This is a genomic window from Pseudomonas sp. L13 (genome assembly GCF_009935965.1).
Taxonomy (GTDB): domain Bacteria; phylum Pseudomonadota; class Gammaproteobacteria; order Pseudomonadales; family Pseudomonadaceae; genus Aquipseudomonas; species Aquipseudomonas lactis.
On the sequence record NZ_QODJ01000063.1, the window covers coordinates 15,083 to 34,438 of the forward strand.

At 58.5% G+C, this 19,356-nt stretch carries 16 protein-coding genes; 13 read left to right on the forward strand and 3 right to left on the reverse strand.

The window, feature by feature from the left end:
- Positions 1–48 precede the first annotated feature (48 nt).
- From DK871_RS23995 to DK871_RS24005, 3 genes are all read left to right on the forward strand, one after another.
- Complete coding sequence (locus DK871_RS23995; RefSeq protein ID WP_120124544.1) at positions 49–324, forward strand: metal/formaldehyde-sensitive transcriptional repressor; 276 nt, start codon at positions 49–51, stop codon at positions 322–324.
- 19 nt (positions 325–343) lie between these two features.
- Positions 344–1,261, forward strand: a complete 918-nt coding sequence (dmeF, locus tag DK871_RS24000; protein WP_161906872.1) for a CDF family Co(II)/Ni(II) efflux transporter DmeF — start codon at positions 344–346, stop codon at positions 1,259–1,261.
- A 118-nt stretch (positions 1,262–1,379) separates the two neighbouring features.
- Entirely contained in the window at positions 1,380–1,580 is a 201-nt protein-coding gene (locus DK871_RS24005; protein WP_161906873.1) for a DUF1289 domain-containing protein, read from the forward strand.
- A gap of 92 nt (positions 1,581–1,672) precedes the next feature.
- On the opposite strand, the gene DK871_RS24010 is transcribed toward DK871_RS24005, so the two are convergent.
- Complete coding sequence (locus tag DK871_RS24010; protein ID WP_161906874.1) at positions 1,673–2,224, reverse strand: arsinothricin resistance N-acetyltransferase ArsN1 family B; 552 nt, start codon at positions 2,222–2,224, stop codon at positions 1,673–1,675.
- Positions 2,225–2,585: 361 nt separating this feature from the next.
- Here DK871_RS24010 and DK871_RS24015 point away from each other — a divergent pair, with 361 nt between their 5' ends.
- The 5 genes from DK871_RS24015 to DK871_RS24035 all read left to right on the forward strand — a co-directional run bounded on the left by DK871_RS24015 (position 2,586) and on the right by DK871_RS24035 (position 9,266).
- On the forward strand, positions 2,586–2,927 hold the full coding sequence (locus DK871_RS24015; RefSeq protein ID WP_161906875.1) for a hypothetical protein: 342 nt from the start codon (positions 2,586–2,588) through the stop codon (positions 2,925–2,927).
- 99 nt (positions 2,928–3,026) lie between these two features.
- Positions 3,027–4,283 (forward strand): TolC family protein, encoded by a 1,257-nt coding sequence (locus DK871_RS24020; RefSeq protein ID WP_161906876.1) that lies wholly within the window; start codon positions 3,027–3,029, stop codon positions 4,281–4,283.
- On the forward strand, positions 4,280–5,764 hold the full coding sequence (locus DK871_RS24025; protein ID WP_161906877.1) for an efflux RND transporter periplasmic adaptor subunit: 1,485 nt from the start codon (positions 4,280–4,282) through the stop codon (positions 5,762–5,764). The genes DK871_RS24020 and DK871_RS24025 overlap by 4 nt, the downstream gene beginning before the upstream one ends.
- Positions 5,761–8,919: an efflux RND transporter permease subunit gene (locus DK871_RS24030; protein ID WP_161906878.1), complete on the forward strand. Its 3,159-nt coding sequence runs from the start codon at positions 5,761–5,763 to the stop codon at positions 8,917–8,919. The genes DK871_RS24025 and DK871_RS24030 overlap by 4 nt, the downstream gene beginning before the upstream one ends.
- The gene (locus tag DK871_RS24035) at positions 8,916–9,266 is read left to right on the forward strand and encodes a copper-binding protein (RefSeq protein WP_161906879.1); all 351 of its coding nucleotides are present in this window, start codon (positions 8,916–8,918) and stop codon (positions 9,264–9,266) included. The genes DK871_RS24030 and DK871_RS24035 overlap by 4 nt, the downstream gene beginning before the upstream one ends.
- 472 nt (positions 9,267–9,738) lie before the next feature.
- On the opposite strand, the gene DK871_RS24040 is transcribed toward DK871_RS24035, so the two are convergent.
- Positions 9,739–12,633, reverse strand: a complete 2,895-nt coding sequence (locus tag DK871_RS24040; protein WP_003193565.1) for a ribonucleoside-diphosphate reductase subunit alpha — start codon at positions 12,631–12,633, stop codon at positions 9,739–9,741.
- Between the two features lie 816 nt (positions 12,634–13,449).
- Here DK871_RS24040 and DK871_RS24045 point away from each other — a divergent pair.
- On the forward strand, positions 13,450–14,175 hold the full coding sequence (locus DK871_RS24045) for a response regulator (RefSeq protein WP_161906880.1): 726 nt from the start codon (positions 13,450–13,452) through the stop codon (positions 14,173–14,175).
- Positions 14,172–15,782, forward strand: coding sequence for an ATP-binding protein (locus tag DK871_RS24050; RefSeq protein WP_161906881.1), 1,611 nt, complete (start codon positions 14,172–14,174; stop codon positions 15,780–15,782). Before DK871_RS24045 ends, DK871_RS24050 begins: the two co-directional genes overlap by 4 nt.
- 104 nt (positions 15,783–15,886) lie before the next feature.
- On the opposite strand, the gene DK871_RS24055 is transcribed toward DK871_RS24050, so the two are convergent.
- The gene (locus tag DK871_RS24055; RefSeq protein ID WP_161906882.1) at positions 15,887–16,603 is read right to left on the reverse strand and encodes a 4'-phosphopantetheinyl transferase; all 717 of its coding nucleotides are present in this window, start codon (positions 16,601–16,603) and stop codon (positions 15,887–15,889) included.
- 138 nt (positions 16,604–16,741) lie between these two features.
- Between DK871_RS24055 and DK871_RS24060 the strand changes: the two genes are divergently transcribed.
- The 3 genes from DK871_RS24060 to DK871_RS24070 are packed head-to-tail and all read left to right on the forward strand — an operon-like array spanning position 16,742 to position 19,089.
- Complete coding sequence (locus DK871_RS24060; protein ID WP_161906883.1) at positions 16,742–17,050, forward strand: hypothetical protein; 309 nt, start codon at positions 16,742–16,744, stop codon at positions 17,048–17,050.
- A gap of 18 nt (positions 17,051–17,068) precedes the next feature.
- Positions 17,069–17,746, forward strand: coding sequence for a response regulator (locus tag DK871_RS24065; RefSeq protein WP_003193559.1), 678 nt, complete (start codon positions 17,069–17,071; stop codon positions 17,744–17,746).
- Positions 17,743–19,089 carry an ATP-binding protein gene (locus DK871_RS24070; protein ID WP_161906884.1) on the forward strand — a complete coding sequence of 449 codons (1,347 nt, stop codon included), beginning with the start codon at positions 17,743–17,745 and terminating at the stop codon, positions 19,087–19,089. Before DK871_RS24065 ends, DK871_RS24070 begins: the two co-directional genes overlap by 4 nt.
- The last annotated feature ends 267 nt before the right edge of the window (positions 19,090–19,356 follow it).

The window sequence follows — 19,356 nt, forward strand, 5'->3', positions numbered from 1 at the left end:
AGGGGGTATACCTATGATGCAAATATGCAAAGGTGAGGGGGCTATTCCATGGGCCATATTGCTTCAAACAAAGACGATCTTCTTAAGCGCGTGAAACGCATCGCGGGGCAAATCCAAGCAGTTGAACGAGCGCTGGAATCAGATCTCGATTGCGCGAAAACACTGCATCTCGTAGCTGCCACACGCGGAGCTATTAACGGATTGATGGACGAAATTATTGAGGATCACGCTAGAGAGCATGTCGCTAGCCCGTCGCTCAGCGATGAAGAGCGCAACAAGGGTGTCGAAGAGCTGCTTGAAGCCATTCGCCGCTATTCGAAGTGAAGAATCCAGGTACATATTCATGAGCGGCAGCCATAACATCGAGATTAACCACGTACATGACCACGTGTTTCTTGGGTCAGCACACGAAGAAAATGCCAAACGGACGCTCTGGGTTGTGGCGCTAACGGTGGTGATGATGGTCGGCGAAATCGTCGCCGGCTATATCACTGGCTCGATGGCTTTACTTGCCGACGGCTTTCACATGGCAACCCATGCAGGCGCTTTGGGCATCGCTGCAGTTGCCTACAGTTACGCAAAACGCCACGCCTCCAGCAGTCGTTATAGCTTCGGTACGGGCAAGGTTGGAGACCTGGGTGGATTTGCATCGGCGCTCATTCTCGGCATGGTGTCCTTGGTAATCGCCGTAGAGTCGGTCATGCGCCTTTTGCAGCCGACGGAGGTTCAATTCGGAACCGCTACGCTCATTGCGATAGTGGGTTTGATCGTAAACATTGTGAGCGCGCTTCTGCTTGGCCACGGTCACAGTCAAAGTCATGGGCACGATGATCATCATGGGCATGGCGATAACAACTTGAAATCAGCTTATGTCCATGTGATAGCGGACGCTCTGACCTCCGTCCTGGCAATTGCAGCACTGCTCGCAGGCCGATATCTGGGGTGGGTGTGGCTGGATCCGGTAATGGGCATTGTGGGTGCCATCGTTATTGCGCGCTGGGCATGGAGTTTGATGGGCGTCACCTCTGCTGTGCTGCTGGATCAAACTGATGAGCACGTTGCAGAGGAAATTCGAGAGCTAGTTGAGAAGCCGGGTGATGCAACCATTACAGATCTGCATGTCTGGCGGGTCGGGCCAGAAGCGCATGCGGCTATTGTCAGCGTCCTCGGCGAATCCACTGTGAACGCTGAAAGCATTCGTGAACGACTCAGGCCTATCCACGAAGTCAGCCACCTTACGGTCGAGTTTCGATTGGTTTGATTCACCGACTCTCTAACCCCGACCTCATAGGAACTCCCAATGTCACTAGGGAAACGTGAGCTTGCGCGTATCGAGCATCGATTAATTACTACCCTCACCGAAGCGTGCGGGACTGACAATGGCTAAAGAAATCGAAAATCCCTGTATCTCGACTTGCCAACTGAGTGGTGATCTCTGTGTGAGTTGCGGGCGCAGCAAGGAAGAGATTAGAAAGTGGAAACGCATGAAGCGGCCTGAAAAAATGGCCGCTGTGCAAAGAGCGAACGTGCGATTGAAAGGGCTGAAAAAAAGCGCAAGGTTAGCCACTTCCACAGGATGAACGCTGTGGGTCGTGACTGCCCGAGTGTGGTCAAGCAACTGCAAGGCTATCTCAATGCCACAGTCTGGTGGCCTAAACGTACATCGAGGGCATTACTGTGATTCGACTTCAAGCTTGGGGAAAAGAATAGGTTCGAACGGAGGGGTTGCCTGGCACAGCCCCAGCCTCCAGTAACCGACGTCGTGCCACTTTCCAAGCTTGAAGCCCACCTCTGGATACATCCCAATATGTACGAATCCTAGCGACTCGTGCAGACCCACACTCCCTTCATTGGGCTGCGCGACTCCAGCGTAAGCGGCGCGAAACCGCTGTTTCTCAAGAATTGGAAGCAGAGTCTCGTAGAGTTTGCGGCCAACACCCTGGCGGCGAGCTGATTCAGCTATGTACACCGTCACGTCAACAGCCCATCGGTAGGCTGCACGTGCACGATGCTGGCTTGCGTATGCATATCCCTTGATCTCACCACCTTCTTCAGCCACAAGGTAGGGATATGTCTGAAGTGTCGTCGCTATCCGCTGAGCAATCTCCTCAACGCTTGGCGGGGTCTCTTCGAATGAGATCGCGGTGTTCGAAACTATGGGGGCATAAATGCGCTGGATGGCTTCTGCATCTGCTACTGCCGCTGTACGGATCTTCAAAGCCACGTGAGGTCATCCCTGAATTGAAAATCGAACGTTAGCTGTTTTAAACCCATGTTGACCACTAGCAGAAATCCGCCAGCCGAAATCTCGCTAAGCGAGTAGCAAGACCGAAATCGGGCGAAGCCTTGGAGAGCAAACTCTGAGAAGCCCAGATCAAGTACAAAAAGAGCCTCCTAAGGGTTCTTGTTATCCCGAACATTGGCTGCGCGACGTCAGGCAGCTGGCTGGCAAGGTAATGTTGGCTTAATACTAAAACCGTTATATCACGCGTGTTCGGCGCTTTTCGGAAAGCTGTCTTTCGGAAGCTTGAGGTATGTGCTCAATTCATTGTTAGCGCCGTTTCGGGCGGCTACACTCCATCACTATGAAACGCTACCTGCGGTTTTGCCTCATTTTCGTGATTAGCCTCGCGCTTCCCCTTAGCGGGATGGCGGGTGTTCAGGCGCCAACAGAACCTTGCCCAATGAAGACGATGGGCATGGCGATGATGGACGACATGGGAATGGACTGCTGTAACGACATGAAAAGCCCGACGGAGCATGGCAAATCCTGCAAGCCGGGCCAGGAATGCAAGACGGGCGGCATGCTGCAAGTTTCGATCCTCAAGCCTCCTGTAACCGTATTCAGCCCCGTAGTGGTTTCCTTCTTCAGCGATTCCCTGCCCGTACAAACCCCATCCGGGGTATGGCGACCGCCTCGCGTTTGATTCCTGTCCCACATTGAGCCTCATTCCGCATTAGCGGGATGGACTAGCTGCGCGCATGTCTTTTGACGCGTGCAGTGGATGATTACAGGAATTGTAAACATGAACTCCAAGTGCTATTGCACAGGCTGGTCTCTCGTGGCTGGCCTAGCGGCAAGCGTGCTGGCGTTGCCGAGTTTCGCTGCCGCATTGACGCTCGATGAAGCGTTGCGGCTGGCAGAAAACAATGCGCCGTCGCTGACCGCACAAGACGCCAAAATTCAGGCTGCCAGCAGTGCAGCCATCCCTGCTGGTGAATTACCTGATCCCAAGCTCTTGGTGGGCGTGCAGAACTACCCCATCGGCGGCCCGGATCGTTGGAGTATTGACCAGGACTTCATGACCATGCAGATGGTCGGGGTCAGGCAGGAGATGCCCAATAGCGACAAGCGCAAAGCGCGTATCGAAGTCGCCGATGCAGCTATTGATCGTGCCACTGCGGAACGTCGAGTCGAACGTCTGAAGGTGCGCCAGTCCACGGCGTTGGCCTGGATCAGCAGCTACTCGGTTGAGCGCAAAGATGTGCTGTTCCAAGACTTCTACAAAGAAAACCGCCTTCTGAGCGATACCGTCCGGGCCCAAATTGCCGGTGGCCGGGCTCAACCCGCCGATGCGGTGACACCCAAGCAGGAGGCAGCTCAACTGGCGGAGCAGCAGGACGATCTGATTCTGCAGAGAGCGCAGGCTCGTGCGGCCCTCAAACGCTGGATTGGCTCCGCCGCCAACGACAAGCCTGTGGGCAGCTTGCCTGAATGGCCCGTCGACACCTCAAGTTACTCTCATAAGCTGCAACACCACCCCGAGTTGGCAGCGTTCGCGCCGATGACCCGCGAAGCGCAAGCCAAAGTTCATGAAGCCGAAGCGGAAAAGCAGTCGGACTGGAGTTGGGAGCTTGATTATCAGCATCGTGACCGTCAGTTCGGCGACATGGTCAGCGTTCAACTTTCCTGGGATCTACCGCTATTTCCAGGCTCTCGCCAAAATCCCAAGATTGCGGCCAAGCAGGCTGAACTCAACCAGCTGGATGCCGAGCGCGAAGCTCTGTCACGCGAGCATACCCAGCAACTGGAAAATGAACTGGCCGACTATGAGCGTCTAAATCGTGAGGTGCGCAGAAATCAGGACAGCCTGTTGCCGCTGGCCAGGGAAAAGGTCGAACTCAGCATGGCCAGTTACCGTGCAGGCAAGGGTGATTTAAACGCGGTGGTTGCCGCCCGACGTGAACTCATTGAAGTCCGTCTTAAACAGATCGACGTGGAAGAGCAGCGAGCACTGACCAGTGCGCGCCTGTATTTTGCGTATGGGGAGTCCAGCCAATGATCCTTAAAAAATGGAACGGGACATTGCTGGTAGGCGTCTCGCTGGCATTGGGTATTGCCGGTGGTTACTGGTTCGCGCAACAACGCATGAGCGGAGTACCTAGTGCCAGCCCGGAGCAGAGTCCCAACTCCCCAGAGGAACGCAAGGCTCTGTATTGGTACGATCCCATGTACCCGCAGCAAAAGTTCGATAAGCCGGGTAAATCCCCTTTTATGGACATGCAACTGGTACCTCAGTACGCCGGTGGCGCAGGAGATCGTGCGACCGTTAGTATCGATCCGAGTCTGACTCAAAATCTCGGTCTGCGTTTTGCGACAGTCACCCGTGGAATCTTTAACTCCAGTCTCGACGTCACAGGAGTATTGGGATTCAACGAGCGTGATGTCGCTGTGATTCAGGCCCGCACCACTGGCTTTGTGGAGCGGGTCTATGCCCATGCTCCCGGCGATGTACTCAAAGCCAACGCGGCGTTGGCGGATATCCTGGTGCCGGAGTGGGCGGCTGCTCAGACAGAGTTCCTTGCCCTTAAGCACAACGGTGATGTTGACCTTTTGGCTGCGGCCCGACAGCGACTGCGGCTCACAGGGATGCCGGCTGCGCTGATCACCCAGGTAGAGCGCAGTGGCATAGTCCAGCCGAACCTGACCCTCACCAGTCCCATCAGCGGCGTGCTGCAAGAACTGAATGTACGTGCGGGTATGACCGTGGCGACTGGCGACACTCTGGCGCGCGTCAATGGCTTGAGCAGTGTCTGGCTAGCCGTGGCTGTTCCAGAATCGGACTCCGCAGCTATCACCGTGGGGCAGCCAGTCGAAGCGCGTCTGCCAGCTTTCCCTGGGACAATGCTCAATGGCAAGGTCAGCGCGATTTTGCCCGAGACCAATCCGGACAGCCGCACACTTCGGGTACGTGTCGAGTTACCCAATCCGGACGGGCGCCTCAGGCCGGGTTTGACGGCGCAGGTACGCCTGAATCGTTCGACCGAGCAAAGTGTATTGTGGGTGCCGAGTGAGGCGGTGATTCGCACTGGCCGACGGGCCCTTGTAATGCTCGCCGAAGACGCTGGCCGCTACCGTCCCGTGGAGGTGCACCTCGGGCAGGAAAGCGATGGCAAAACGGCGATAGTGAAAGGTCTGGAAGCAGGCCAGAAGGTGGTTACGTCTGGCCAGTTTCTGCTCGACTCGGAGGCCAGTCTTAAGGGCATTGTTGCTCGCACGGAGGAAGAGTCGCCACCCAGTGAAACAACCTCCAGTTTTCATGAGGCGGATGGGCAGATCGTTGAGATCAACAACAAAGAAGTCACGCTCGCCCACGGCCCTTTCAAAACGCTGGGTATGCCTGGCATGACGATGACTTTCCCACTCGCTAGTCCGGCGCTGATGCAGGGCCTCAAAGCGGGTGACAAGGTTCGAATCGCGTTGAGCCAGACCGACGATGGCTTGCGTGTTGAGCGCCTGGATAAATCGGGGGGCCAGCCATGATTGCTGCCCTGATTCGTTGGTCAGTGGCCAACCGATTCCTGGTGCTACTCGCGACACTGTTTGTCACCGCTTGGGGTATCTGGTCGGTGCAAAGCACGCCCGTTGATGCGTTGCCAGACCTCTCCGATGTACAGGTGATTATCCGCACCCCTTATGCAGGACAAGCGCCGCAGATCGTCGAGAACCAGGTCACCTATCCGTTGGCCACCACCATGCTCTCGGTGCCGGGGGCCAAAACCGTGCGTGGTTATTCCTTCTTTGGCGATAGTTTTGTCTATGTGCTGTTCGAAGACGGCACTGACTTGTATTGGGCTCGCTCGCGGGTGTTGGAGTACCTGAGTCAGATACAAAGCCGCTTGCCGGCCAGCGCCAAACCGGCGTTGGGGCCGGATGCGACGGGGGTGGGTTGGATCTATCAGTACGCACTGGTGGATCGCAGTGGCGGGCACGACTTGGCACAACTTCGCGCTCTTCAGGACTGGTTCCTCAAGTTTGAACTCAAGACCCTACCGAACGTTGCGGAAGTGGCCACCGTGGGAGGCATGGTTAAGCAATACCAGGTGCAGCTTGATCCGCTCAAACTGGCCAGCCTCGGCATCACTCAGTCTGAGGTGACCGATGCTATCGGCAAGGCCAATCAGGAAACCGGTGGTGCGGTGCTGGAGATGGCAGAGACCGAGTTCATCGTGCGTGCTTCCGGCTACTTAAAGACACTCAATGACTTTCGGGCGATCCCACTGAAGTTGGGCTCGGGCGCTGTGCCGGTGACCCTTGGCGATGTCGCCACGATCCAGCTGGGGCCGGAAATGCGGCGTGGCATCACCGAACTCGACGGCGAGGGCGAGACCGTCGGCGGCGTGGTGATTTTGCGCAGCGGCAAGAATGCTCGCGAGACCATTGCTGCGGTCAAGACCAAACTCGACGAGCTGAAAAGCAGTTTGCCGGCTGGGGTTGAAATCGTCACCACCTACGACCGCAGCAAGCTGATCGACCGCGCTGTGGAAAATCTCAGCCACAAGCTCATCGAAGAGTTCATCGTTGTCGCGTTGGTTTGTGGGATCTTCCTCTGGCACTTACGCTCGTCGCTGGTGGCGATCATCTCCCTGCCGGTGGGGGTGTTGATTGCCTTCATCGTCATGCGCTACCAAGGCATCAACGCCAATATCATGTCCTTGGGCGGGATTGCCATCGCCATCGGCGCCATGGTGGATGCTGCCGTGGTAATGATCGAGAACGCCCACAAGAAGATTGAAGCGTGGCATGTGGCTAATCCAGGGGAAGAACTAAAGGGGGAGCGTCATTGGCATGTGATGACCGAAGCGGCGGCAGAGGTAGGCCCGGCGCTGTTCTTCTGTTTGTTGATCATCACCCTGTCGTTCATTCCGGTGTTCACCCTGGAAGCACAGGAAGGGCGTTTGTTCGGCCCATTGGCCTTCACCAAGACCTACGCCATGGCCGCAGCGGCGGGATTGTCAGTAACCTTGGTGCCGGTACTGATGGGCTACTGGATTCGAGGACGAATTCCCAGTGAACAACAGAACCCGTTGAACCGTTGGTTGATTCGGATTTATCAACCAGCACTGGACGCGGTCTTGCGTCGACCAAAGATCACGCTGCTGGTGGCGCTATTGGTTTTCATCAGTGCGCTATGGCCAATGTCGCGCTTGGGTGGAGAATTTCTTCCGCCGTTGGATGAGGGCGACCTGCTCTATATGCCTTCTGCTCTGCCGGGATTGTCGGCGCAGAAAGCGGCGCAGTTGCTGCAACAGACCGACCGCCTGATCAAGAGCGTTCCAGAGGTTGAACACGTCTTCGGTAAAGCAGGCCGTGCCGAAACCGCTACCGACCCGGCACCGCTGGAGATGTTCGAAACTACTATCCAGTTCAAGCCACACGAGCAATGGCGCCCAGGCATGACCCAGGAGAAACTGGTGGAGGAACTGGATCGAGTGGTACGAGTTCCAGGGCTGACCAATATCTGGATACCGCCTATTCGCAACCGTATCGACATGCTGGCCACCGGGATCAAAAGCCCCATCGGAGTAAAGGTTGCCGGCACAAACCTGGCTGAGATCGATGCGGTAACTCAGGCGGTTGAGCGGGTGGCCAAGGATGTGCCCGGTGTCAGCTCGGCTCTGGCCGAGCGACTGACCGGTGGCCGTTACATCGATATCGATATCGACCGCAAGGCCGCCGCCCGTTACGGACTGAATATCGCTGATGTGCAGTCCATTGTGGCGGGTGCTATCGGCGGTGAAAACGTCGGGGAGACCATTGAAGGGCTTGCACGCTTCCCGATAAACGTCCGTTACCCTCGTGAGTGGCGAGACTCGCTCGGCGCCTTGGAGCAGTTGCCAATCTATACCCCGCTAGGCAGCCAGATAACCCTTGGTACGGTGGCGAAGATCAAGGTCAGCGAAGGGCCGCCGATGCTCAAGAGCGAGAACGCACGGCCTTCGGGCTGGGTGTACATCGATGTGCGTGGTCGGGACATTGCATCGGTGGTCGCCGACCTACGCCGGGTCGTCAATGAGAAGGTCAAGTTGCAGCCCGGTATGAGTCTGAGTTACTCAGGGCAGTTCGAATTTCTGGAACGGGCCAACGCACGACTCAAGTTGGTGGTGCCTGCCACGCTGTTGATCATCTTCGTGTTGCTCTACCTGACTTTTGCCCGATTCGATGAGGCCTTGCTGATCATGGCCACATTGCCATTCGCACTGACTGGTGGAGCATGGTTTCTCTATGTATTGGGATTCAACCTGTCGGTCGCCACCGGAGTCGGCTTTATCGCCTTGGCCGGGGTTTCTGCCGAGTTCGGCGTGATTATGTTGCTCTACCTGAAAAACGCCTGGGCCGAGCGTGAAGACCTCGGCGACCGCACTGAGCGCGAGCTGGTGGCGGCGATCCGTGAAGGCGCTGTGCAGCGCGTTCGACCCAAGGCCATGACCGTGGCCGTGATCATTGCCGGTCTGTTACCCATCCTGCTGGGCAGCGGCACCGGCAGCGAAGTCATGAGCCGCATCGCCGCGCCCATGGTCGGCGGTATGGTCACGGCACCCTTGCTGTCCCTATTTGTCATTCCGGCAGCGTATCGCCTGATGCGTCGCCGTCACCTCCAAGATGAACCCAACCTCCCTCAAGGAGAATTCGTATGAAACTGACCCTGATTGCAGCTGCTAGCACCATACTTACGCTGTCTTTTTCTGCCCTAGCAGAGGACATGCCGGGCATGAAAATGGAGGGTATGGAGGGTATGGAAATGAAGCAAGAAACAAAGCAGGCTCCAGTAGCCACCGCCGACGGAACGATCAAGGCTATCGATCCTACGAAGCATACCGTGACCATTGCCCATGGCGCCGTTCCATCAGTGCAATGGCCACCGATGACTATGGCTTTTTCCGCGACAGAGGATCAGTTGAAAGGGCTGGCAGCCGGAGATCGCGTCTCGTTTTCCTTTCGCCTAGAGGGTGGCAAAGCCACAATTGTTTCTATAAGGAAATGAGCCTGCGGTGATAGAAAACCGGCACGGTTCGTCGTGTCGGTTGCAGTTCAAGTATCGCCAAGCGTTGCGATAGCGACATCTCCACTGGCCGCATCGACGCTTCGATCAACAATCAGAATATCCCCCGATGCTGCTCAGCGATCCTTAACAGATAGGTAAGCCATACCAATAGTGCGCAATACCTTTCTGGTAGTTAGAGCAGCGCACCTATCACGGTATTTGATAGTAGCGTACACATTTGGAAGAAAGAGAGGAGAGCCCTCCTCATCTACCAAGACAGCCATAGGCAGGCCATCTGTAGCAGTGAACGTTCTTAGTCGGAAGGCTTTCAATGTATACGTTTTCCATAACCTGTGATTTCAGGCTGCGGAGTATGGGAGAACAAATTTTTCTGTAAACCAAAAACCCCCTGAGAATCAGGGGGTTGAGGGGTAGTTGTGGATCAATGTATACGTTTATCTGTACCTGGCTGTCATTGGCAGGCTTCGCAATCCGGCTCGTCAATCGCGCAGGCCTTTGGCACAGGTGCCGGGCCGGCGGGTGCTGCGAGTACCGAGTCATCACCGTGGTTACCGCTGGACACTGCGTTCAGCTTGCCGGTGTTGATGGTCGACTTCTCGGTGCTGGTGGCGGCCAGGGCACGGAGGTAGTAAGTGGTTTTCAGGCCACGGTACCACGCCATGCGGTAGGTCACGTCCAGCTTCTTGCCCGAAGCGCCGGCGATGTACAGGTTCAGGGACTGGGCCTGGTCGATCCACTTCTGACGACGGCTGGCGGCGTCAACGATCCACTTGGTGTCCACTTCGAACGCGGTCGCGTAGAGCTCTTTGAGTTCTTGCGGGATGCGTTCGATCTGCTGCACGGAACCGTCGTAGTACTTCAGGTCGTTGATCATGACCGAGTCCCACAGGCCGCGGGCTTTGAGGTCGCGAACCAGGTACGGGTTGATCACAGTGAATTCGCCCGACAGGTTCGATTTCACATACAGGTTCTGGTAGGTCGGTTCGATCGACTGCGACACGCCAGTGATGTTGGCGATGGTGGCGGTCGGCGCGATGGCCATGATGTTGGAGTTACGAATACCTTTCTGCACACGGGCACGTACCGGCGCCCAGTCCAGGGTTTCGTTCAGGTCAACGTCGATGTACTTCTGGCCACGGGCTTCGATCAGGATCTGTTGCGAATCCAGCGGCAGGATGCCCTTGGACCACAGCGAACCCTGGAACGTCTCGTAGGCGCCACGCTCGTCGGCCAGGTCGCAGGAAGCCTGGATCGCGTAGTAGCTGACCGCTTCCATGGACTTGTCGGCGAACTCGACGGCTGCATCGGAACCGTAAGGAATGTGCTGCAGGTACAGCGCGTCCTGGAAGCCCATGATGCCCAAGCCAACCGGACGGTGCTTGAAGTTGGAGTTCTGCGCCTGTGGCACCGAGTAGTAGTTGATGTCGATGACGTTATCGAGCATGCGTACGGCGGTGTTGACGGTGCGTGCAAGCTTTACGGTGTCCAGCTTGCCGTTGACGATGTGGTTCGGCAGGTTGATCGAGCCCAGGTTGCAAACGGCGATCTCGTCCTTGTTGGTGTTCAAGGTGATCTCTGTGCACAGGTTCGAGCTGTGAACCACGCCCACGTGCTGCTGCGGGCTGCGCAGGTTGCAGGGGTCCTTGAAGGTCAACCATGGGTGGCCGGTTTCGAACAGCATGGACAGCATTTTGCGCCACAGGTCTTTGGCCTGGATGGTCTTGAACAGCTTGACCTTGCCTGGGTACTCGGTGAGGGCTTCGTAGTACTCGTAGCGCTCTTCGAAGGCCTTGCCGGTCAGGTCGTGCAGGTCCGGTACTTCGGATGGCGAGAACAGGGTCCACTTGCCGTCATCGAAGACGCGCTTCATGAACAGGTCAGGGATCCAGTTGGCAGTGTTCATGTCGTGGGTACGACGACGGTCATCACCGGTGTTCTTGCGCAGCTCGATGAACTCTTCAATGTCCATGTGCCAGGTTTCCAGGTAGGCACACACAGCGCCTTTGCGCTTGCCACCCTGGTTCACGGCAACGGCGGTGTCGTTCACCACTTTCAGGAAGGGTACGACGCCCTGGGACTTGCCGTTGGTGCCCTTGATGTACGAACCCAGTGCGCGCACCGGTGTCCAGTCGTTACCCAGGCCGCCGGCGAATTTGGACAGCATGGCGTTGTCGTGGATCGCGTGGTAGATGCCGGACAGGTCATCCGGCACGGTGGTCAGGTAGCAGCTCGACAGCTGTGGACGCAGGGTACCGGCGTTGAACAGGGTCGGGGTCGACGACATGTAGTCGAAGGACGACAGCAGGTTGTAGAACTCGATCGCACGGTCTTCTTTGTTCTTTTCTTCGATCGCCAGGCCCATGGCCACGCGCATGAAGAACACTTGCGGCAGTTCGAAGCGGATACCGTCCTTGTGGATGAAGTAACGGTCGTACAGGGTTTGCAGGCCCAGGTAGGTGAACTGCTGGTCACGCTCGTGGTTGATCGCCTTGCCGAGTTTTTCCAGGTCGAAGGTGGCCAGGATCGGGTTCAGCAATTCGAATTCGATACCCTTGGCGATATAGGCCGGCAGGGCCTTGGCGTACAGGTCGGCCATCTCGTGGTGAGTGGCGCTGTCGGCGACTTTCAGGAAGCCCAGGCCTTCGGCACGCAGGGTGTCCATCAGCAGGCGCGCGGTCACGAACGAGTAGTTCGGCTCACGCTCGACCAGAGTACGGGCGGTCATCACCAGGGCGGTGTTGACGTCGGTCAGGGCCACGCCGTCGTACAGGTTCTTCAGGGTTTCGCGCTGGATCAGGTCACCGTCGACTTCTTCCAGGCCTTCGCAGGCCTCGGTGATGATGGTGTTCAGGCGGCCTAGGTCCAGCGGTGCAAAGCTACCGTCGGCCAGGGTGATGCGGATCGACGGGTGCGCTTGCACGGCAGCTTCTTCGGCCGGGGAACGTACGGCACGTTCCTTGGCGCGCGAGTCACGGTAGATCACGTAGTCGCGGGCCACTTTCTGCTCGCCGGCACGCATCAGGGCCAGTTCAACCTGGTCCTGGATTTCTTCGATGTGGATGGTGCCGCCCGATGGCATGCGACGCTTGAAGGTCGCGGTGACCTGTTCGGTCAGACGGGCAACGGTGTCGTGGATGCGCGACGAAGCGGCTGCGGTGCCGCCTTCAACTGCAAGAAACGCTTTGGTGATGGCGACGGTGATTTTGTCATCGGTATAAGGAACGACAGTGCCGTTACGCTTGATCACACGCAGTTGGCCAGGTGCAGTGGCGGACAGATCCAGGTTCGAATCAGCGGCCTGCGGCACGGAGCCTTGCGGGTTCTCGCGAGTTGTGTCGGTTTGCATGAGGGGGTGTCTCCACATTCTATATTTATTTGGGCACCATCACGGTGCCCACCGTTCCGTCCTGAAGCACTTACAGCAGGCCTGGGCCTGGCATAACAACTTCGGGACAGGAGGAAGGGAGCTCATCGCGCCGCTTCCATGCCGAAGTCTTTGGTTCGGGGCCGGGGAGCCCTTCGCCGTATTCCTGGTGGGTGACAGTGGCCCCATTCAAGCCCTGCAACACCCGTACCGTTTTCTGCCAATCGGGCTGGAAAACGGTTGCCATCCGCGTGCGCGGTTTGGGCTTTCAAAAAATGCTTTGGTTCAACCAGACGCGAGCAAGAAAGCGCTTGAGTTTCTTGCCGGATATGTGTTTGGTCTTTTCGCTTAAAACCCTACATGTAGGGTTTTTTTAGCGCCGAGGTACAAGATAATGCGTTTTGGGGGGCTTAGCAACGCACTACCTGTGGATAACGCTGTGGGTAAAATGTGTATGAATCATGGAACACCCGTGTAGGCCGCATTACTACTGGATTACACCGTTTGTCACCGAATATTCCCGGGTAGCAACTGCCGGCGGGAATTTTGAGGGCGCGAACCCTACCACAAAAAATCGCCATGACCGAATGGATTTCCCGGCTTGTGTTCAGGGGCCGGTGCATGGCTACAATCGGCCTTGATCAGGGCAATAGCATGCTTGCTCCACATGACAACTGTAGGAGCGAGCTTGCTCGCGAAAATCGTCAACGATAATGCAGCAAACCTGGATAAATGCGGTGCCCTCGCGTTCTTCGCGAGCAAGCTCGCTCCTACAATAATAAAGAACCGAGGTAACGCATGGAGCAAGAAGCCTGGCAGATACTGATCGTCGAGGACGACGAGCGACTCGCCGAGTTGACCCGTGAGTACCTGGAAAGCAACGGCCTGCGCGTGTCGGTGGAAGGCGATGGTGCCAAGGCCGTGGCGCGCATCATCGACGAGCAGCCGGACCTGGTGATCCTCGACCTGATGCTGCCCGGCGAAGACGGCCTGAGCATCTGCCGCAAGGTGCGCGAGCGCTATGACGGCGTGATCCTGATGCTCACCGCGCGCACCGACGACATGGACCAGGTGCTGGGCCTGGACATGGGCGCCGACGACTATGTGTGCAAACCCGTGCGCCCGCGCTTGTTGCTGGCGCGTATCCAGGCGCTGCTGCGCCGCAGCGAACCGGTGTTGCCTGTTGCAGTGGAAACCCAGCGCCGCCTGCAGTTTGGCCCGCTGGTGGTGGACAATGCCTTGCGCGAAGCCTGGTTGCACGACGGCAGCATCGAACTGACCAGCGCTGAATTCGACCTGTTGTGGCTGCTGGTTGCGAACGCCGGGCGCATCCTGTCCCGCGAAGAAATCTTCATCGCCCTGCGCGGTATTGGTTATGACGGCCAGGATCGCTCTATTGACGTGCGTATCTCGCGCATTCGGCCAAAGATCGGCGACGATCCGATCCATCCACGCCTGATCAAGACCATTCGCAGCAAAGGCTACCTGTTCGTCCCTGAAGCCGCTGCCGATATGCCGTTGTGAACTCGATCTTCCTGCGCATCTACGGCGGCATGTGCGCGGCGCTGATCCTGGTGGCGCTGCTCGGCGCCCTGGCGCTGCACCTGCTCAATGACGTGCGCAGCGGCCAGTACCGTGAGCGTCTGGCCCACGGCACCTTTGCGTTGATGGGCGATAACCTGCAACCGATGAGCGCCATTGAACGCCAGCGCGCCTTGGCGGTGTGGGAGCGTTTGCTGGGCATTCCACTGGAGCTGCGCACCTTTACCGACGCGCAATTGGACCTGGGCCAGCGCAACCGCCTGCAACGCGGCCAGGTCCTGGTGGAACAGACCGGGCCCCATGCGGCGCGGGTGCTGCGCTTGGTCAGCGAACAAGAGCAGTTGGTGCTCACCGGCGAAGTGCAGCAGATCAGCGAGCAATTGGCCCGTGCGACTATTTACCTGCTGGCCGACGAACTGGTGCGTTTCCCAGTGGCCGAGCAGCCCCAGCGCCTGGCCGACATCAAGCAGGCCAAGGGTTTTGGTTTTGAAATGCACTTGATGGCCCTTGACCAGGCCGACATGGACGACGACCAGCGTCGTCGCGTGGCGGAGGGCGATACGGTGATGGCGCTGGGCAAGGGCGGCGATTCGATTCGCGTGTTTGCCGGCATGGTCGGCACCCCGTGGGTTCTGGAGATCGGCCCGCTGTACCAGATGAACCCGTACCCGGCGCAATGGCTGATCCTGATCACCTTGATTGGACTGACCCTGATCGGCTTGATCGTCTATCTGCTGGTGCGCCAGCTTGAGCGCCGGCTCAAAGGCCTGGAGGCGGCGGCCACGCGTATCGCCAAGGGCAACCTGCAAGTGCGCGTGCCGGCTCGCGGTGCCGACTCGGTCGGGCGCCTGGCGGCAGCTTTCAATGGCATGGCTGAGCACTTGCAGCAATTGCTGGCGATTCAGCGCGAGCTGGTGCGCGCGGTGTCTCACGAGCTGCGCACACCGGTCGCGCGCCTGCGCTTTGGCCTGGAGATGATCGGTGATGCTGCCACGCCCGAAGCCCGGCGCAAATACCTGGAAGGCATGGATGGCGATATCCAGGACCTCGACGGCCTGGTGGACGAGATGCTCACTTATGCCCGCTTGGAACAGGGCGCGCCGGAGCTGAATTTCCAGCGCGTGGACCTTAATGCATTGCTCGACCAGGTGATTGGCGAATTATCGCCATTGCGCCCGCAGGTCACCGTCAGCCGGGGTATTTGCCTGTCCTCGGCGCATTGGGATGACGCCTGGGTCGATGCCGAACCGCGCTACCTGCACCGTGCCCTGCAAAACCTGGTGAGTAACGCCATGCGCCATGCCAAAGGCCAAGTGCTGATCAGTTATCAGGTAGGGCAGGTGCGTTGTCGCATCGATGTGGAAGACGACGGCCCCGGCGTGCCGGAAAGCGCCTGGGAGCGGATCTTCACGCCGTTCCTGCGCTTGGATGACAGCCGTACCCGCGCGTCGGGCGGGCATGGCCTGGGCTTGTCGATTGTGCGGCGGATTATCTATTGGCACGGCGGGCGGGCGTTGATCAGCAAGAGCAACAACCTGGGCGGGGCGTGTTTCAGCTTGAGCTGGCCCAGGGATCAAGATAAACCCTGACTCCCTAACTGTAGGAGCGAGCTTGCTCGCGAAAAACCTCAACGATAACGCGTGCTGCCTGAATAATCGCGGCGCCTGAGAGTTTTTCGCGAGCAAGCTCGCTCCTACATTGCGATAGCCACCAGGCTCAACAACTGCTCCCCTTGCACCACAAACTGCCCCTCCAGCTCTCTACCATTACCCCATTCTTCAGAAAGCTCTGTCAGCAACCGCAACCGCACCCTCCCAGCCGCAGACCACTCCAACACCTCGGCATGTTCAAAATAAAAGCGCTTATGCACGATCGGATAGAGCGCCTTGAACAGGCTTTCCTTCACCGAAAACGTCAGCGTCACCAGCAAGGCCTGTTGCTCACGGGGCAGGGCGGCCATGCGCTGCAGCTCATCGGCCGTCAAAATTTCCCCGGCCAGACGTTCGGCCCGTTCCAGTGACAGCAAATGCTCCAGGTCCATGCCCAGCCCGCGCCATTGCGCCTTGTGCCCGACAATCGCCGCAGCGTGCCCGGTGCTGTGGGTGATGGAGCCACTGATATGCCCTGGCCAGACCGGGGCGCGGTCTTCGCCGATGGCCGGGATGCAGTGCAGATGATCGAGTCGTTGCAGCGCTTCGCGTGCGCACAGGCGGCCGGCGAGAAATTCCGCCTGGCGCTTGGCGACCGAGCGCTGGATGCTCGCGGGCGGTGGCACATCGCAGCGCTGGAAATCGCCGGGGCTCAATAAAGCCGGGTCGAATCGCGTGCTCAAAAACACCGTGCCCGGCAAGGGAACCGGCAACGGCCAATGATCATCGAGTGGGGTGCAGCAAGCGGGTAGGGGCATCATGCGCGGTATTTTGCCGAGTTGGCGGGCCAGTGGATAGCCCGGTGCGGTTCAGCTGCGGTTCAGAGCCTGTTCAGGGGGAGTTCAGGGGCGCCTGCGTAGTCTGGACCCCACAGCCCAAACGCGTATGAGGTAACCACCATGACTGCGATCAAAAAGCTGATGTTGGCTTTGACCATGCTTGGCGCCACTGCCGGCGTGCAGGCGTCCGATGGCGCCTTTGCGGCCTTTGGCAGCGAGAAAACCAAGAAATCCAGCAACCTGATCCATCCTGTCAGCTTCGAAGACGCCGGCAACCAGGCCGCGCCGTGGGGCCAGGCCCTGGGCGCTACCCCTGCGCAAGCCGACTATCGCAGCGGCTACGCGCACCTGACCGGCCACTACAATGGCATAAAACTGCGTCCCCAAGAGCTGCAGGGCCGTTATGATATCCCCCTGTCGGCTAGTTGAATTGCAGTGGAGAACCTTATGAAATTGCTGGTGGTGGAAGATGAGGCGCTGCTGCGTCATCACCTGTTTACCCGCCTGACCGACAGCGGGCATGTGGTCGAAGCCGTGGCCAACGCCGAAGAAGCCCTGTACCAGACCGGCCAATTCAACCATGACCTGGCGATCATCGACCTTGGCCTGCCCGGCATGGGCGGCCTGGACCTGATTCGCCAGTTGCGCACCCAGACCAAGACCTTCCCGATCCTGATCCTGACCGCCCGCGGCAACTGGCAGGACAAGGTGGAAGGCTTGGCGGCCGGGGCCGACGACTACGTGGTCAAGCCGTTCCAGTTCGAAGAGCTGGAGGCGCGCATGAACGCTTTGCTGCGCCGCTCCAGTGGCTTTACCCAGTCGACCATCGTTGCCGGGCCGCTGCTGCTGGACCTCAACCGCAAGCAAGCCTCCCTGGACGAGCAACCCCTGGCGCTGACCGCCTACGAGTATCGGATCCTCGAATACTTGATGCGTCATCATCAGCAAGTGGTTGCCAAGGACCGCTTGATGGAACAACTGTACCCGGATGACGACGAGCGCGATCCAAACGTGATCGAAGTGCTGGTCGGCCGCCTGCGCCGCAAGCTGGAAGGCCCGGCCGGGTTCAAGCCGATCGACACCGTGCGTGGCCTGGGCTACCTGTTCAATGAGCGCTGCCGTTGATTCGTTCGCTACGTGTGCGCCTGATGCTGGCGGCCGCCACCTTGGCCGTGCTGTTTATGCTCGGCTTGTTGCCGGCCATGCAAGGCGCATTCAGCCTGGCGCTGCAGGATTCCATCGAACAGCGCCTGGCGTCGGATGTGACCACCCTGATTTCCGCGGCGCGGGTCGACAATAACCGCCTGCTGATGCCGGCGCAGTTGCCCGATGAGCGTTTCAACCTCACCGACAGTCGGCTGCTGGGCTATATCTACGACCGTGAAGGCCATCTGGTATGGCGCTCGCGGGCGACCCAGGAAGAAAATATCAACTACAAACCGCGCTACGACGGGCGCGGCAACGAGTTTGCGCGCATTCGCGAGGCCAATGGCCAGGAATTCTTCGTGTATGACGTCGAGGTTCGGCTGCTGGGAGGCAAGAGCGCGGCGTTCAGCATTGTCGCCCTGCAGCCGGTACGCGAATACCAACTGACCCTCGAAGGCCTGCGCGAGAACCTCTACCTCGGGTTCGGCGCGGCCTTGCTGGTGTTGTTGACGCTCTTGTGGCTGGGCCTGACCTGGGGCCTGCAAGCCCTGCGACGCCTGAGCCATGAACTCGACCAGATCGAAGGCGGCACCCGCGAAAGCCTCAGCGAAGAACACCCTCGTGAGCTGCTGCGCCTGACCGGCTCCCTGAACCGCTTGCTGCACAGCGAGCGCGAACAGCGTGCGCGCTACCGCGACTCCCTCGATGACTTGGCCCACAGCCTGAAAACCCCGTTGGCGGTGTTGCAGGGCGTGAGCGAAGACATGGCCCAGCGCCCCGAAGAACGTAGCCAGGCGTGGGTGCTGCAATCGCAGATCGAACGCATGAGCCAGCAGATCAGCTACCAGTTGCAGCGTGCCAGCCTGCGAAAAAGTGGCCTGGTGCGTCACCAGGTACGCTTGGAACCGGTGGTGCAAAGCCTGTGCGATACGCTGGAAAAGGTTTATCGCGACAAGCGGGTCACTGTGACCTTTGATCTGCCGCAAGCCTGCGAGGTGCCTATCGAAAAGGGCGCGTTGCTTGAAATGCTCGGCAACCTGCTGGAAAACGCCTACCGCCTGTGCCTTAAGCAAGTGCGTATCAGCCTGGTGGAAAACCTCGATGGCATTGAGCTGTGTATCGAAGATGATGGCCCAGGTGTTCCACCGGATCAGCGTGCACGGATCTTGCAGCGCGGCGAACGACTCGACCGCCAGCACCCGGGGCAGGGGATAGGGCTGGCGGTGGTCAAGGACATCATCGAAAGCTATCACGCGCGGTTGACGTTGGGGGATTCAGCGTTGGGTGGGGCGGCGTTCAGGATTCACTTTCCTGCCTTGTGATCTGCACTGACCTCATCGCAGCATGGGTATCTACACAACTTCGGCGCGACGCTGGACCTGTGGCGAGGGAGCTTGCTCCCGTGACGGCCCTGCCGGCCAGCGCATATCTACCTGACGCCCCGCGATCCAAATGTGGGAGCTGGCTTGCCTGCGAAGACGGCCTCACAGTCGACACCGTTATACCGGGTGTATATCCATTCCTGCGGTAACGGCCACTTAGGGTTCCGCTCTGACAGCGGCTCACTTTTGAAAAGCGCAAAAGTAAGC